At 63.8% G+C, this 15,620-nt stretch carries 14 protein-coding genes; 4 read left to right on the plus strand and 10 right to left on the minus strand.

Translation table 11 applies throughout. The features are described 5' to 3' along the window. Positions 1-18: 18 nt before the first annotated feature. From HGQ17_RS05345 to HGQ17_RS05355, 3 genes are all read right to left on the minus strand, one after another. On the minus strand, positions 19-1,080 hold the full coding sequence (locus HGQ17_RS05345) for a glycerophosphodiester phosphodiesterase (RefSeq protein ID WP_324615196.1): 1,062 nt from the start codon (positions 1,078-1,080) through the stop codon (positions 19-21). Between the two features lie 84 nt (positions 1,081-1,164). Next, positions 1,165-2,193 (minus strand): hypothetical protein, encoded by a 1,029-nt coding sequence (locus HGQ17_RS05350; RefSeq protein ID WP_168886937.1) that lies wholly within the window; start codon positions 2,191-2,193, stop codon positions 1,165-1,167. A gap of 18 nt (positions 2,194-2,211) precedes the next feature. Then, positions 2,212-3,465 carry an endonuclease/exonuclease/phosphatase family protein gene (locus HGQ17_RS05355; protein WP_168886938.1) on the minus strand — a complete coding sequence of 418 codons (1,254 nt, stop codon included), beginning with the start codon at positions 3,463-3,465 and terminating at the stop codon, positions 2,212-2,214. Between the two features lie 234 nt (positions 3,466-3,699). On the opposite strand from HGQ17_RS05355, the gene HGQ17_RS05360 reads away from it, so the two are divergent. Next, positions 3,700-5,763, plus strand: a complete 2,064-nt coding sequence (locus HGQ17_RS05360; RefSeq protein ID WP_211090450.1) for a BCCT family transporter — start codon at positions 3,700-3,702, stop codon at positions 5,761-5,763. 94 nt (positions 5,764-5,857) lie between these two features. On the opposite strand, the gene HGQ17_RS05365 is transcribed toward HGQ17_RS05360, so the two are convergent. Further along, a complete protein-coding gene (locus HGQ17_RS05365) occupies positions 5,858-6,502 on the minus strand; it encodes a GntR family transcriptional regulator (RefSeq protein WP_168886939.1) in 645 nt (214 codons plus the stop codon). 101 nt (positions 6,503-6,603) lie between these two features. On the opposite strand from HGQ17_RS05365, the gene HGQ17_RS05370 reads away from it, so the two are divergent. Beyond that, positions 6,604-7,608, plus strand: a complete 1,005-nt coding sequence (locus tag HGQ17_RS05370) for a 1-aminocyclopropane-1-carboxylate deaminase (RefSeq protein WP_168886940.1) — start codon at positions 6,604-6,606, stop codon at positions 7,606-7,608. A 108-nt stretch (positions 7,609-7,716) separates the two neighbouring features. Here the strand turns inward: HGQ17_RS05370 and HGQ17_RS05375 are convergent, their stop codons facing one another. The 6 genes from HGQ17_RS05375 to HGQ17_RS05400 form a co-directional block, all read right to left on the minus strand. Beyond that, positions 7,717-8,547: an aldo/keto reductase gene (locus HGQ17_RS05375; RefSeq protein ID WP_168886941.1), complete on the minus strand. Its 831-nt coding sequence runs from the start codon at positions 8,545-8,547 to the stop codon at positions 7,717-7,719. A gap of 81 nt (positions 8,548-8,628) precedes the next feature. Beyond that, on the minus strand, positions 8,629-9,417 hold the full coding sequence (locus HGQ17_RS05380; RefSeq protein WP_168886942.1) for a LytR/AlgR family response regulator transcription factor: 789 nt from the start codon (positions 9,415-9,417) through the stop codon (positions 8,629-8,631). A 31-nt stretch (positions 9,418-9,448) separates the two neighbouring features. Then, on the minus strand, positions 9,449-10,780 hold the full coding sequence (locus HGQ17_RS05385) for a histidine kinase (RefSeq protein ID WP_168886943.1): 1,332 nt from the start codon (positions 10,778-10,780) through the stop codon (positions 9,449-9,451). Beyond that, positions 10,770-12,467 carry a sodium/solute symporter gene (locus HGQ17_RS05390; RefSeq protein WP_168886944.1) on the minus strand — a complete coding sequence of 566 codons (1,698 nt, stop codon included), beginning with the start codon at positions 12,465-12,467 and terminating at the stop codon, positions 10,770-10,772. Before HGQ17_RS05390 ends, HGQ17_RS05385 begins: the two co-directional genes overlap by 11 nt. Further along, positions 12,464-12,784: a hypothetical protein gene (locus HGQ17_RS05395; RefSeq protein ID WP_168886945.1), complete on the minus strand. Its 321-nt coding sequence runs from the start codon at positions 12,782-12,784 to the stop codon at positions 12,464-12,466. Before HGQ17_RS05395 ends, HGQ17_RS05390 begins: the two co-directional genes overlap by 4 nt. 10 nt (positions 12,785-12,794) lie before the next feature. Beyond that, the gene (locus HGQ17_RS05400) at positions 12,795-13,307 is read right to left on the minus strand and encodes a hypothetical protein (protein WP_168886946.1); all 513 of its coding nucleotides are present in this window, start codon (positions 13,305-13,307) and stop codon (positions 12,795-12,797) included. Between the two features lie 283 nt (positions 13,308-13,590). On the opposite strand from HGQ17_RS05400, the gene HGQ17_RS05405 reads away from it, so the two are divergent. Both HGQ17_RS05405 and HGQ17_RS05410 read left to right on the plus strand, forming a co-directional pair. Then, positions 13,591-13,914, plus strand: coding sequence for a DUF4212 domain-containing protein (locus HGQ17_RS05405; RefSeq protein WP_168886947.1), 324 nt, complete (start codon positions 13,591-13,593; stop codon positions 13,912-13,914). Continuing rightward, entirely contained in the window at positions 13,914-15,590 is a 1,677-nt protein-coding gene (locus HGQ17_RS05410; protein ID WP_168886948.1) for a sodium:solute symporter family protein, read from the plus strand. The genes HGQ17_RS05405 and HGQ17_RS05410 overlap by 1 nt, the downstream gene beginning before the upstream one ends. Positions 15,591-15,620: the final 30 nt, after the last annotated feature.

Here is a 15,620-nt window from a genome sequence, read left to right on the forward strand (position 1 = left end):
TCGGCCGTGGCGGAGAACTCAGATGGAGAGCGAAGCGGCCATCTGCCGCTCGGAACCAGCAGGTTCCGGGGTGACCTGGCGGATGATTCGGGCCGGCCAATTTGTGGTCAGTTCCTGGACCCCGAGGTCGAGCAGCTGATCAGCGTGGGCGATCTTGTCGACGGTCCAGACCCGCATGATCGCCCCACGGGCGATCCAAGCCTTGGCCTCAGCCTTATGCTGCAGGACGTACTCCACACCGGGTCCGGCCAGCCCCACTTTGCTGTTCCAGACCAGCGACTCCGAATCCCGGACGGTACCGCGCATAATCGCTGCCACAACCGGCTTAACCGCTGCGGAGAACCGAAGGTGGGAGAGCCTCGACCGGACCTCCTCCTCGGTGACCGTGCTGAAGAGAGCGCAGAGCTTATCGCTGGAGACCAGTTCGGACAGGTGCATCAGAGAGCCCGGGTAGAAGCTCATGAAGCTGACTTCGACGCTGTGCTCGCCAGCGGGGATCCTAGAGGTCTCCGGGTCCCAGCCAAACTCCAGCAGCACCTTCAGCACCCGATCCTCCAGCTTATGCCCAAAGGGTGAGGGGTGTTTCAGCTCCACAGCCAGCCGGAAGTCCCGCCCGGCGTTGGTGACCAGCTCTAAGGTGTCCTGCAGGGTCATCAGCTGTTGACTGCGACCGCCATATCGGCTGGGCAGCTTGGGAGTCTTCCAACTGGAGACATCAAGCCGGCGCAGCTGGGCGAGGCTGAGATCGGCCAGGGCACCAGCACCATCAGTGGTACGTTCCAGCGTCGGGTCGTGGAAACAGACCGGTTCCCCGTCGCTGGAGAGGTGAATATCGATCTCCAGGCCATTGGAGCCCTCTTCGATGGCTCGCATATAGGCCGCCCGGGTGTGCTCCGGGAAGAGTCCTGATGCTCCGCGGTGGGCGAAGACTGCTGCCCGCCTCTGATTGGGGTCAGTCTCTGGAACGTTGAACTCGAGATCCTCGGGGATTCGGTGGAGGGCGGCTGTAGGGGTCTGTCCGAAAGGACGGGGTGACCGGATGCCGCCGGGGTGCTGATTCACTGCTGGTGTGATCGTCACAGTTTCACGCTAGGGCCAGGAGGCCAACTTCAGGCGACAGCGGGGCGAAATATGGGTGGAACTCTCTGTGAACATTTCGTAAACCTAACTCTGCAGCTGCTTTCTGGCGGCGCGTTTGGCCTTCACCGAGGCCTTCAGTTCCTTCTTCTTCGCCCGACGCTCCTTGCGGTCGGCTCGCAGCTTCTCCCGCTGCAGACCTCGTTTGAAATCCTCGACGACGGCTTCTGGAGTCTCCTCCGGCAGCTCACCAAAGGTCTTATGCGCGCTGCGGACGATCTGATTGGCCAACGCCCGGTTGCCGATCCCGCCGATCACCGCACCGATGCCATAGGGAATAGCCCGGCCGAACATGGAGGTGCCCTGTCGAACGAAGAAACGCCGGACGAACTGCTTCTTCAGCTGAGTGGAGACGATGCCGGCCATAGTGGTGGCTGTTCCGGCAGAGGAGGCCAGGTTGCTCAGCGGAACGATGGAACCCACTGGGCCCGCCCCACGCCCATCGGCCTGAGCCGAGAGCTCTGCGAGCAGCCGGCGGCCCTCATCGCCGAGCATCACGCCCATGACCAACAGTTTGGCCTTCTGGGGGTCCTCTGTGCTGACTCCGGAAAGCTCCGCCATGGACTGAGCGTAGATGGCACACAGCTCCAGGAAGCTACCGGTGGCCAAGGTGGACAGCCCCAGTGAGGTGACGGTGCCGACACCAGGCACAGCCGAGGTTGCGCCGATCAGTGCCCCTCCCCCGGTCATGGAGCGTTTGAACTCCTTGTCCAACTGGGCGGCCAGCTGGCGGTTTGTGAAGGTGGGATGGGATTTGCGCATCCGCCGCAGGTTCGCCAGGACAACAGGGCGCTGAACGGTCACAGCACGGGTCAGCCAGGTCTCGGCCGATGGGGTCAGAGTGCCGTCCTCGTTGAAAGCCTGACGCGAGATGAAACTGACCGACTTCGCGGTGAGATAACCGGTGGCAGCACTGCGGAAGACTGGTTTGGCCGCTTTCTTCGCGGCCCGGCGCTGCTGTTTCTGCTGGGCACGCTGGGCGGAACCGATTCGGCGCGGCTGGGGGAAGTAGTCCGAGCCAGAGCCCTGGTAGGGCACTATCTGCGTTGAAGCCATATAGCTGAGTCTATGAGCTCAGTCGTCCAGAGTCAGATCGACCCAGACCAGCCGATCGAGGAGGGCGTAGGAGGAGGTGGGATCCACCACTTCATAGCCCAGTTCACCCGATCCTGGCCAAAACACGCCGGAGCCGCTGACATCCAGTCCTGTGGAGGGCAGGACATAGGAGGTCCGCAGATCTCCGCCTTGCTCCACGAAGTGCGTGGCAGTCTCGTCAGTGTCCTCCAAGGGGCCGGGGCGCTCCTCGAGGCTGACCTCGGTGATGGCCTCGGGCTCGGGGTCCTGAACTCCGGGAGCCTCCAGCAGCGGGCTGAGATCCTCGGGGGACTCTCCGGTAATCACAGGAGAGCCGGCGACGACGAAGGGGGTGCCTGCATCCAGCGGGCCGGTCTCACCCTCATCGTCGTAGAGGTACCAGGCATTGCCGGAGACATAGTCACCGATGACCCGGCGCAGATCATTGCTGCGGGCAACGGCAAGGTCATCGGTCTGCTGCACTGCAGTGGAGGTGGTAACAACGTGGACGGTTTCGCCGTCGACCTCAACAGGAACGTCGAGGAGGTTGGTCTCCGGCAGGCGCAGCACTGACTCCTCGAGCTCGGAGTGCTCGTCCTCCGGCATGGAGTTATCCGGCAGATCGCTCCACAGGAAGTTCTGGAAGCTGCGCACCTCGTCCTCAACGATGGGGTGCTTCGAGAAGATCAGATTGCCGTACTGGCCGGGGAACTCCCCGTAGCCCACGGCGTCACCGGGTCCTCCGATGACACCATCGCCGTCGAGGTCTGCCCCGGAGTCACGCCCGGAGTTGGTGCTTGCGGCATATACATAGGGGTAGTCGAGGCTGGCCTCCCCGTGCTGGCCGCTGGCGAGGTACCGGGTGCGCAGCAGTTCGGCTACGGCACCGTCCTCGTCATAACTCACCCCGGTGAGAACCAGCACATCGGGATCGTTGATCTGAGCGGTCTGCGCCACTGCACGAGCCGGGATATGGTTCCCGGTGCTCAGTGAGGAGATCAGCTGGTCTACGGGGTCATCGGCGTCGGGGTCGGCGGTGATACCTGCGTGCAGGGTCGCGACCCGGAGGTCACCCTCATCCTTCTCCACCACAGAGGCGGAGGCGTCGTCGTCATCCGAACCAGAAGGCTGACCTGGCGCTGGGTAGGAGACGCCGGGGGTCACCACTCCGGTGACCCCTTCAGCTGCGGGAGCGGGCTGCGCGACAGAGGAGGAAGCGGCGGCCGCAGTGGTCACGGTCAGACCAGCTGCCATCGTTACTGCAACGCAGGTTCGTGCTGCAGTGCCCCTCATCATCCTCATCCGGCGCGCAGGCTCAGGAAAGCCTGTGGGCATGCGTTCCACGGTAGCGACTCAACCTGGATACGCCAAGCCCGGATTCGTCATCTTCAACAAGAGTTATAAAGGTGTAATCGCCCCAACGGTTACAGTGGAGCACAGTAAACGACTACTTTTACGTTATTACTGTGACTATTAGGAGGGTACTCAATGGCTTCGCAGCCAGAGAGCAAATTGAGGGACTGGTCCCTCTCCGATGCGTGGAAGGGGCTGAGTCTACCGGTCTTCATTCCCGCGGTGCTGCTGATCGTCGGCGCCCTGATCTTCGCCACCTGGTGGGGTGCTACTGAGGGCGAGGAAGCATTTGAAACGCTGAACGCCAATATTGTTGAAGGTGTCGGCTGGTGGTACGTACTGCTGACTGCAGTCTTCATCGCCTTCGCCCTGTGGGCAGGCTTCTCCCGGGCTGGAAACATCCGCCTGGGCCGCGACGACGAGGCACCGGAATTTGGTCTGGGCTCCTGGTTCTGCATGCTCTTTGCTGCAGGTATGGGTATCGGCCTGGTCTTCTGGGGCGTCTCCGAGCCGCTGTTCAACCTCATGGGCCCCCCGGAGTTCGCTGATCCCGACGGTGATGCCGGCGAGGCCGTCGGCCAGGCACTGGTCCACTGGGGTCTGCATGCCTGGGCGATCTACGTGATCGTCGGCCTGGGCCTTGCCTATATGACTTTCCGCCGCGGCCGGCCGCTGTCCATCCGTTGGCTGCTGGAGCCGATCTTCGGCCGTAAGCTCATCCAGTCCTGGGTGGGCCACGTCATCGATATCGTCGCCATCGTCGGTACCGTCTTCGGTGTGGTGACCTCACTGGGCATCGGTGTCCAGCAGATCGCCACCGGCCTGGACTTCATGGGCTGGGCCAATGCGGATAACGAATTCCTGCTGACCTGGCTGATCGTGGGCATTATGGCCATCGCCACCTTCTCGGTGATCACCGGTGTTCATAAGGGCCTGAAGTGGCTGTCCAACATCAATATGGTCATGGCCGCCGGACTGGCCCTGTTCGTGCTGCTGGCCGGACCGACCCTGTTCCTGCTGCAGTCCATGGTGGGCAACCTCGGTGAGTACCTGCAGACCTTCCCGCAGATGATCTTTGAGACCAACGCCGCCTACCACGACCCTGAGGCCGAGTCCACCTTCTCCGGTGACTGGACTATCTACTACTGGGGCTGGTGGATGAGCTGGGCACCCTTCGTGGGCATGTTCATCGCCCGGATCTCCCGCGGCCGCACCGTGCGTGAGTTCGTCTTCGGCGTGCTGCTGGCCCCGACTATGATCTCGGTGATCTGGTTCTCCATCTTCGGTTCCTCCGGTATCTTCTACTACCTCCGGGACGAAGCGAATATGCAGAACGATGAGGGCACCCTTGACGAAGCCGAGGGTCTCTACCTGCTGTTCCAGAACCTGCCGGTGGCTGAGATTGCGGTCTCCCTGGCTGCCGTGTTCGGCATCCTGGTGATCACCATCTTCTTCATCACCTCCGGTGACTCCGGCTCCCTGGTCACCGACGTGCTGGCCTATGGCGGTCGCACCGAGACCCCGCGTCTGACCCGTGTGTTCTGGACTCTGCTGATCGCTGTGACCGCCATCGTGCTGCTGGCAGCGGCTCCGGAACCGGATGCCTCACTACGCGTGCTGCAGGTGGCCTCCATCTCCGCAGCGGCACCGCTGTCGATCGTCTTCGCTCTGGCTGTTGTGGCCATGGTGCGCCTGCTGGCCTATGACGGCAAGAACACCCCACGCTATGTGCGGGTCCGCCGCCATGCCTCCAAGGCAGCCCTGGTGGACACCGCCCGCGCCGAGGCCGGCTCCGATGAGGGCCCGGCCGTGCAGCGAACGTTGCTGCAGATGCTCAACGAGCAGACCAAGGTGCTGCGCGGTATGTTCGGCAACACCTCGGCCACTCTGGCCGGACTGCCGATCACTGCCGGTAAGGGCTCTGCCTCTGGTAAGGACAACGGCAACGATGATCTGGTGCTGGCTATTCAGGACATCCCGGCTCATGCCACCAAGGTCAACGCTGAGACCGGTGTACTCGGCTGGGACAAGAAGGCCGCCTACCGCGATCCGATCGACGGCGATGCCTCCTTCGAGACGCCTGAATACTCTGCCTCCTACACCGGTTGGGAGCACGAGGCAGAGGAGTACTTCCACGAGACCGTCGCCACCGGGACCATCCCTGTTGTGGATCCCGATGAGGACGAGGAGAAGAAGTAACCGAATACAGAACTAGCCGCTGAGGCTAATCAGCGGGGGTCGGCCCCAGAGAATCGTTTGAGTTCTCTGAAGGGGAGCCGGCCCCCGCTTCTGTTTAACCCTCGCTCAGGGCCAGCCAGTTCTGCTGGGTCAGCTCAGCGCAGCCGGTTGCATCACCGGCCTGGGCCGCTGCGATGATCTGTTCATGGTGGCTGATGGAGGTCAGCGCCCTGGCCGAGTCGAAATGCAGGTACTCCGCCCTGCGCAGCACTGGCATGACCTGGTCGATCTGTTCGGTGAGGACAGCGTTTCCGCCGCGGTGGATGAATATCCCGTGGAAGGCGTCGTCGGCGGTTACACATGCTTCGGCATCTCCGGCCTCGACCCCCTTGCGCAGAGCCTCATTGGCTTCAGTCAATCGGTTGAAATCGGCTGCCTCCAGCTGCGGTACGGCCAGACGAGCGGCGAGACTGTGCAGTTCGGCTGCGACCACGCGGGAGTCTCCTACGGCCACGGTGTCATAGGGGGTGACCATAGTGGAGCGCCCGGGAACAGCGCTGACCAGACCGCTTCGCTCCAGTCGGAGCAGGGCCTCGCGGATCGGGGTTCGAGAGACACCCAGCCATTCCTGCAGCTGGGAATCCACCAGCTTCTCCCCCGGCGCCAATTCTCCGCGGACGATGGCATCGCGCACCGCACGGTAGACGTCATCGCGCAGCAGTGATCGCCGGGTCAGCGGGGCGGTATTCGGTACTGGCATGCCATGCATCCTATGTCACCCTTTGACATCACCCCATGGAGCAATATGCAATATATAGCAGACTGATCGCCAGTCTCCCCGCTGTCTACAGAGGAGTTCCCATGGCCCTATCCGACTTCGAGCGTTATCCCCTGACCTTCGGCCCGAGCCCCATTCACCGACTGGACCGGCTGACCGAGCATCTGGGCGGGGCGCAGATCTGGGCCAAGCGTGAGGATGTGAACTCGGGGCTGGCCTTCGGCGGCAATAAGACCCGCAAGCTGGAGTACATCGTCCCGGACATCCTGGCCTCCGGGGCCGACACCCTGGTCAGCATCGGCGGGTACCAGTCCAACCACACCCGCCAGGTCGCGGCAGTGGCCGCCAAACTGGGGCTGAAGGCACGGCTGGTGCAGGAGAAGTGGGTGGATTGGCCCGATGCCGTCAACGATAAAGTCGGCAATATTCTGCTCTCCCGACTCATGGGCGCAGATGTCAGCCTCAGTCCCGAGGGTTTCGATATCGGCATCCGATCCAGCTGGAAGGAAGCACTGGCTGAGGTGGAGGCAGAGGGCGGTGTGCCCTATCCGATCCCCGCCGGAGCCTCGGAGCATAAATTCGGTGGTCTGGGCTTCGCGAACTGGGCCTATGAGGTCCAGCAGCAGGAACAGGAACTCGGGGTCTTCTTCGACACCATCATCGTCTGCACGGTCACCGGTTCCACCCATGCCGGCATGATCGCCGGATTCGCCGGCCAGGACCAGCCCCGCCAGGTCCTGGGGATTGATGCCTCCGCGACCCTGGAGAAGACCCGGGAGCAGGTTGCCCGGATCGCAAGGAACACCGCTGAGCTGATCGACCTCGGCCGTGAACTTCGTGACGAGGAGATCAATGTCCTCGAGGGCTGGGCCGGGGACCTCTATGGCATCCCGGTGGAGTCCACAGTGGATGCGATGCGGCTCAGCGCCCAGACCGAAGGGATGATCATCGACCCGGTCTACGAGGGCAAGTCCATGGCCGGGCTGATCGATCTCGTCAACAGTGGGCGCATCGATAAGAACTCCAATGTCCTCTACGCGCATCTGGGTGGCCAGCCCGCCCTGAACGCATATTCCGGAATTATTTAGAGCCTGTAAGAACACACTGGCCCGGTCGCCCTCCGGCGTCTCAGAAGGGACCGGAGCGCGACCGGGCCAGCGAACAGTTTCAGCGGCGGGGAACTAGGCCCCTTCCGATCAGGCCGGGTTAAACTCAGCAGGGTGGAAGCCGGTGCGCTCATCACGGTCCAAAGCGTCGATGGCATCCAGCTCGGCGTCGGTGAGCTCGAAGCCGAAGACGTCGAAGTTCTGCTCGATGCGGGCCGGGGTCACCGACTTCGGGAAGAGGATGCGCCCGCGCTGCAGGTGCCAACGGATGATGACCTGAGCCGGGGTGACCCCGTGGGCCTCGGCTGCGGCAACGATCGGCTCATCACCGAAGACCGCACCCTGAGCCAGGGGGCTCCATGCCTGAGTGGCGATGCCGTACTTCTTATTGGCTTCCTGGATCTCGCGCTGCTGCAGGGCGGGGTGGATCTCCACCTGGTTGATCGCCGGGGTCACCGATCCGGTCTCGGCAACCCGGTCCAGGTGCTCGGGCAGGAAGTTGGAGACACCGATGGAGCGGGTCAGGCCCTTGGCCTGCAGCTCCTCAAGGGCCTTCCATGCTTCGAGGTACTTCTCATCGGCTGGGGACGGCCAGTGGATGAGGTAGAGGTCGACGGCGTCCAGACCCAGCTTCTGCAGGGAGGTCTCCAGAGCCTGGTGGGTACTGCCTGCTTTGAAGTCGGAGACCCAGAGCTTGGTGGTCACATACAGTTCGTCGCGGGGAATGCCGGATTTGGCGATGGCTGCACCCACGCCGTCCTCATTGCCGTAGATAGCTGCAGTGTCGATATGCCGGTAGCCGGCCTGCAGTGCGTGAGTCACCACCTCCTCTGCCTGCTCTGCCGGAACCTGCCAGACTCCGAAGCCCAGCTGCGGAATGCTGGTGCCGTCGTTGAGGGTGATGGTGGGTACTGCAGTCATCTGCGGTTTCTCCTTTGGCCAATTTTGCGGCTTCCACTGGTGTTGAACTCATAGGACCTGAAGTTCATTCCGGGTCCTTCCTCATACACCGAGACGCTTGCGCAGACCACTGGCATGGCGCCGGGAGACTTCCACCCGCGAGCGCTGACGGTCATTCATCACCAGAACCAGATGCCCCCGGAAATCGGGCACCAGTTCACGCACATAGCGCAGGTTCACCAGATAGGAGCGGTGAACGCGGAAGAAATGTCCCTGGAGACGCCGCTCGAGCTCATTGAGCGAGAAGGAGACCAGGACTTTGTCCTCGGCCAGTTTCAGTGAGGAGTAGCCCCGTGCTGCCGCGGCGTAGACGATGGCATCCCCGTCGATCAGCACAGTGCGGCCATCGCGTTGGACGGGGATGCGCACTAAGGGGTCCGGTTCTGCTGCTGGCTGGGCCCTGTGCTCACCATTGCGTGCGGCCCCCGCGGGTTCGGCGTCGTCGGCGGTTGTGTTCTCCTGGGCACCCAGGGCTCGTTCCACCGCTCGGGCCAGCCGCTCGGCGTCGAAGGGTTTGACGAGATAGTCGGCAGCGGCGAGATCGAAGGCCTCCACCGCATGATCTGGATAGGCGGTAGTGAAGATGACCTTCGGCCGGTTCGGGAGCTCGCGGAGCTGCTCGGCCACCTGCAGCCCGGTAAGCCCGGGCATCCGGATATCGAGGAAGACGAGGTCATAGTCCAGCGAGCGCAGCAGCACTAGGGCTTCCTCACCATTGGTGGCCTCGCCGACCACCTGGACATCCGTCCCCCCGGTAGCCTCTTCGAGCAGATAGCGCAGCTCCTCGCGGGCGGGGGCTTCGTCATCAACAATCAGGGCACGGGGCGACACAGATCACAGTGTAGCGGCGTTTACTCCACCATTAGCGCAGCGGGATTTTGAGCTCCACGACCGTGCCGCCGGATTTCGGGGTGGAGATGGAGAGGTCGTAGCGGTCGCCGAAGAGGGAGTCGAGGCGTTCGGAGATGTTCTTCAGTCCCACTCCGGCATGCCCGCCGGGCCCGCTGACTGCCTCGGGGGTCTTCAGCTCCGAGTTGTCCAGCACCTCGGGGGCCATTCCGACCCCGTCATCAGAGACTCGGATGCTGGTGGTGCGGGTCAGCGGATCCACCCGGGCCCGCAGCCGGACGGTGCCGCCCTCCATCTTCGGGGCGATCCCGTGTTTGACCGCGTTCTCCACCAGCGGCTGGATAGTCAGCACCGGCACCCGGGAGGTCAGCACCTGGGGGTCGATGTCATAGCGGACCTGCAGCCGGTCGCCGAATCGGGCCTGCTCCAGGGAGAGATAGGTCCGCACAAAGTAGTACTCCTGGGCGAACTCCGCCATATGCCCCTCCTGCCGGACGGCATAGCGGAAGAATTCGGAGAGCCTCAGCAGCAGCTCTCGGGCCTCCTCGGGCCGGGTGCGCGCCTTGGAGGCGATGGTGTTGAGGATATTGAACAGGAAATGCGGGTTGATCTGGGCGCGCAGGGCATCCAGCCGGGCGCTGGCGGCCAGTTGCTTCTCCCGGTCCAGTTCGGCCAGCTCCAGGTGGAGGCTGAGCATATTGGCCATATCCTCCACCAGTTCCTTCGGTGGGATGGCAGTGCGCTGCTGGTAGACACCCAGGGTGCCGACGACGCGTTGGCCGATCCGCAGCGGGGAGACTACCGCAGAGGTGACCTCGCAGCCGGGTTCGCGGCAGCCGACTCCGGATCGGTCGCGGACCACCTGGGTCTTACCCTTGCGCACCGCCCGTGGAGCTGCGGACGTCTGCATCGCCCCGCCGGCCACATGGTGGTCCTCCCCGGGGCCGATATAGGCCAGGATCTCCTCAGTATCGGTGATGGAGACTGCGTCTCCGGAGAGCATGGGCCGCAGCAGTTCGCAGGTGCGGCGGGCTGCATCCTGGGTCAGGCCCGAGCGCAGCGGGATGGTCCGCACCGCCAGGTTCCGCACCCCCTGATCAGGCAGGTCTTGGCGGGCCGCGCCCTCCTTCTCCCCCTCCCGGGAGCGGAAGAGTTTGGGGGCCCGGGCACCGCGGGGGCCGCGCAGTGCGGAGGGGTAGCCCAGCACCACACCGATGGTCAGCAGCACCCCGATGCCCAGGGTCGGCAGCACCGGCAGGGCGGGGGTGACCAGCAGCTGGGTGATCACGTAGACCAGGGTCCAGATCCCCAGCACTGCTGCGGCGAGGATGAGGCTACCGCGCATTGGGCCCGTCCTTTCGGCGTCGTCGTTCCCGCAGGGTCAGTGCGGCCATCCGTTCGGCGTGCCGGTCAGCGGCAGTGCCATGCATGATGACCCAGTCGGAATCGGCCTCCTTGGGCGGGGTTGTCCGCAGGGAGACCAGGATGGTCAGGGCGAAGGCGATAGGGGCTGCCACCAGGGTGGGGGCGGCGAAGAGTTCCCGCAGCGCTCCAGGCTCCATGAAACTGGCGGTCAGGAACATCGCAATGGCGATAACCGAACCGCTGATCAGCCCGGCCAGGGCTCCGGCAGCGGTGGTCCGGCGCCACCAGATGGCCAGTACCACCACTGGAGTCAGTGCCGAACCTGCGATGGCGAAGGCCCAGGTGACCATTGTGGCCACCAGTGAGGGCATCGCTGGGGTGAAGGCATCGGGGCGCAGGGCGATGGCCAGCCCGGCGGCGATACCGGCTGCCACCAGGGTGGATGCCCGGCCCACCCATACGGCCTGGCGCTGGGTCGCCCGGGGGTTGATGTGACGTTCGTAGACGTCATGGCCCCAGGTCGCAGCGGAGGCCAGCAGGAGTCCGGCCACCGTGGACATCGCGGCGATCAGAGCCGCTGCGGCAATCAGCCCCAGACCAGCCTCATCCCCGTAGATCCGGCCCAGTACCGGCAGGGCGTGTTCGGGGACCCGCAGCACCCCGTCAACGGTCAGCTCTTCCAGCCAGGGGTGCTCCTCCACCGCTCCGGGGATGATCTCGCGGGCGGCAGTGCCCATCATGACTGCCAGCCCGTAGAAGATTCCGATCATCCCCAGAACCCAGACGGTGGTGGTGCGGGCGGCCCGGCCGGTGGGGGCGGTGAAGTAGCGGTTCATCACATGGGGCAGACCAGCGGTGCCCAGCCCCAGGGTGACCACCAGCGCCACCTGGCCCAACCAGCCGTAGCGGGCACCGGGTTCCCCGAAGGTGGCCGGCTCATCGGGGTGGATGGAGTTGGTCTCCTCGGTCAGCTCCCAGTCGCCATCGGTGAACTCGGGGTTAGCCAGCGGCTCCTGGCTGAGGTTCTCCACCGCATCGCCATAGCGGAACCCATCGGCGCTGACTGTCACTGCCAGCCACAGCAGGGCGCCGAAGAGCAGCAGGAACTGCACCGCCTGGTTCCAGGTGGTCCCGCGCATACCCCCGGAGGCGACGACGACGGCGATCACCGCCGTGGAGAGCAGCACTCCGGTGGAGTAGGGGCTCAAGCCCAGGATTCCGTGACCAACCAGCAGGTCCCAGGTGATGCCGCCGCCGACTGACTGCGGGATGAGGTAGCAGAGGATGACCAGTTGGACCACGCCCACTGAGTGCAGTCGCACTGAATCTGAGCGCAGCCGTCGGCCCAGGAAATCGGCCAGGGAGAATTCGCCGTAGCGGCGCAGCGGGGCTGCCACCAGCAGCAGCACCGGCACGAATCCGGCGGCGAAGCCCACTGCATACCAGGCGCCGTCGAGCCCGGAGACATAGACCGCTGCGGCTACCCCCAGGAAGGAGGCCGCCGAGAGGTAGTCCCCGCAGATGGCCCAGGAGTTGGTGGCCACCCCGACCCGCTGGCCGGCGAGGTAGAAGTCCACCGTGGAGGAGTGCCGGGGGCGGGTGATCACCGAGACTCCGAGCACGATTACCAGCACCGCGGCAAGGGTGACGATGGCAGTTGAGGTCATGGCTGCCGCTCATCCTGGGTGCCGAGCATCCGCTGTTCCACCGAGGAGCTCAGAGTGGCTGCGGCGATACCGATGATCGCGAAGATCGCGTAGAGCCCCACACCCACGGTCAGGAACCCGGGGCTGAGATTTCCCAGCAGCCGGGAGTCCAGCCACCAGTTCAGGGTCAGCGACAGCACGGGGAAGGCTGCCACCACTGCCAGAAAGACCAGGAAATAGGTCACCGAAATGCGGCGCAGGGTCCGGAAGGCGGCGTCGACCTCGGCCGGGGTGTCCCGTACTTCGCCGTCGTCGGGTGCAGGTGTGGGCAGGCTCACGCCGTCTAGACTACGGCTGCACGGGCCAGCGCCGGTACATATTCCATCCGGCCTTGATCAGCAGAACCGCGCCACCGCCGGCCAGGACAAGCCCCATACCGGGCAGGAAGGCGCCCCAGGCATCGAGCTGAACGGACTGGGCAATGATGTTCCAACACTGGATGAGCACAATGACACCGACGACGACGCCTGGGACCGCTGCGTGACCGATGGCCAGTTTGCGCCGGGGCACGAAGGCACCGGCGAAGGCCAAACAGCCCACTGCCAGGGTGAGGACGCCGGGTCCGTCAGTACCGCGTAGGTGGAAGGCCTCTCCGGTGAGCTCCTCGACCCAGGGCAGGGTCACCCAGGGCAAGAAGGCGGAGACAATGAACATCATGCCGCCGATCATCATCGGCCAGCTGCCCATGTGGAAGATTCCCCAGCCTTGGGCCTTACCGGCTTTCAGCCGCGCGAAGACTCCGGGCAGGCCCTTGTCGTTGACCCCAGCCGACTGGGTGCGCTCGCGTTCGGTGATGCTCATGCCCTGCAGTCTAGAGTGAGCCGCATCACAGGGTCCAGGCTGCCGGGGAGAGCACTGCCGGACGGCAGTTATCGGACCCCGAGCGGTCGATTACGGGCCACCTGTGGCCCATTAATGTGACCCATGCCACTTATCGGTGCATACCCCCCGCTCGGCAACCCGTATACCCCATTGATCAGGTTCTGCTTGTGAGTCAGGTCACAGAGCGGTTGTCTTGTCTCAGGCGTTTGTGCCTCCCGGCGCAAATGTGCATTGCCCACGTCAACGAGCAAAGGAGTCTCGCATGTCCGATGTGGCACACGAGAACTCTTCTTCGGACGCCCCGCCAGAGGACAACGGCTGGCGGCAGCGTTATTGGAAGAAGAACCTGCGGCTGATGATTGTGCTGCTGGCGATCTGGTTCACCGTCTCCTTCGGGTTCGGGATCCTGCTGATCGAGCCGCTGAACAACATCGTCATCCTCGGCTTCCCGCTGGGGCTGTGGTTCGCCCAGCAGGGTTCGATCTACACCTTCGTGATCCTGATCCTGGTCTACGCCCTGTGGATGGACCGGATCGACGATGAGTTCGGGGTCTCCGAACGCGATAAGAACGGAGGCCGCCAGTAATGACAGGCTTGGAGTTCTGGACCTACTTCTTCCTGATCCTGACCTTCGGGATCTATATCTTCATCGCCTGGCGCTCCCGGGTGAAGGAGACCAAGGAGTTCTACGTCGCCTCCCAGGGCGTGCCGACTATCGCCAATGGCGCTGCGGTGGCCGCCGACTGGATGTCCGCAGCCTCCTTCATCGGTATGGCGGGCATGATCGCCTTCCTCGGCTCGGACGGCTCGGTCTACCTCATGGGTTGGACCGGCGGCTATGTGCTGCTGGCCCTGCTGCTTGCTCCCTATCTGCGTAAATGGGGCAAGTTCACCGTGCCGGAGTTCGTCGGCGACCGGTATAACGACACTGTTCGTGTGGTCGCTGCCATCTGTGCGATCGTCATCTCCTTCACCTATGTTGTCGGTCAGATGACCGGTGGTGGTGTGGTCTTCGCCCGCTTCCTGGGACTGGATCCGCAGTGGGCCGTGGTCGCCTGCGCCGCGGTGATCTTCTTCTACGCGGTCCTGGGCGGCATGAAGGGCATCACCTACACCCAGGTCGCCCAGTACGTAGTGCTGATCACCGCCTACCTCATTCCCGCCGTGGCGGTTTCTCAGCACCTGGGCAATTTCCCGATCCCGCAGGTGACCTACGGCCGCATTCTGGAGGAGCTCGACGGACTGCGTACCGACTTCGGTCTGCATGAGTTCACTGATGCCTTCGCCGGACGTGCCGGTGGTCAGTTGGATGTCTTCCTGGTGACCCTGTCCCTGATGCTGGGTACAGCCGGTCTGCCGCATGTGATCATCCGGTTCTACACCACCAAGACGGTCCGCGGAGCCCGCTTCTCGGCCTTCTGGGCACTGTTCTTCATCTCCCTGCTGTACCTGACCGCCCCGGCGGTGGGGGCCTTCACCAAGCTGAACCTGCTGCAGGGCGCCCAGGGCTCCACCGAGGACGATCTCCCGGCCTGGATCGCCCCCTGGCAGGAAGCCGGTTCCGTGGAGTTGAACACCACCGGTGAGATCACCTCGGTCTCGAATGTTCCCGGCGAGGCTGACCTCGTGGTCTCCAATGACATCCTGGTGCTGGCCTCCCCGGAGATCAGTGGTCTGCCGGCCCCGATTGTGGGACTGATGGCTGCCGGCGGTATGGCCGCGGCCCTCTCCACTGCCGCTGGTCTGCTGCTGGTGATCTCCTCGGCTGCCTCCCACGACATCTACTTCCGGATGATCGCCAAGGAGAAGGCTTCCGAGGCACGCCAGATGAATGTGGGACGTATTGCCATGGCAGTGGCCGTGGTGATCGCGATCCTGGCCGGGCTGAATCCGCCGGCATTCGTGGCCCAGGTGGTGGCATTCGCCTTCGGCCTGGCGGCTTCGACCTTCTTCCCGATTTTGATGTTGGGAATATTCTGGAAGAAGGCCAATGCCACCGGTGCAGCCGCGGGCATGCTCACCGGTCTGATCTTCAGCGGTGGTTACATGATCTACACCCTGGAGCTCTTCGGCACACCGGCCAACGACCACATTCTGGGCATCTCCCCGGAGGGTATCGGCCCGATCGGTGCACTGTTGAACTTCGTCATCACCATTGTGATCTCGAATCTCACCCGACCTCCGAGCGAGGAGGTCCAGGAGATGGTGGAGTCCATCCGGTACCCCGCCAAGCAACAGCTGGAGGCTGCCGGCAAGGAGTAACCCCAGCACCACAAGTGAATACAACTAACG

Origin of the sequence: Nesterenkonia sedimenti, assembly GCF_012641515.1 — a bacterium.
GTDB lineage: Bacteria > Actinomycetota > Actinomycetes > Actinomycetales > Micrococcaceae > Nesterenkonia > Nesterenkonia sedimenti.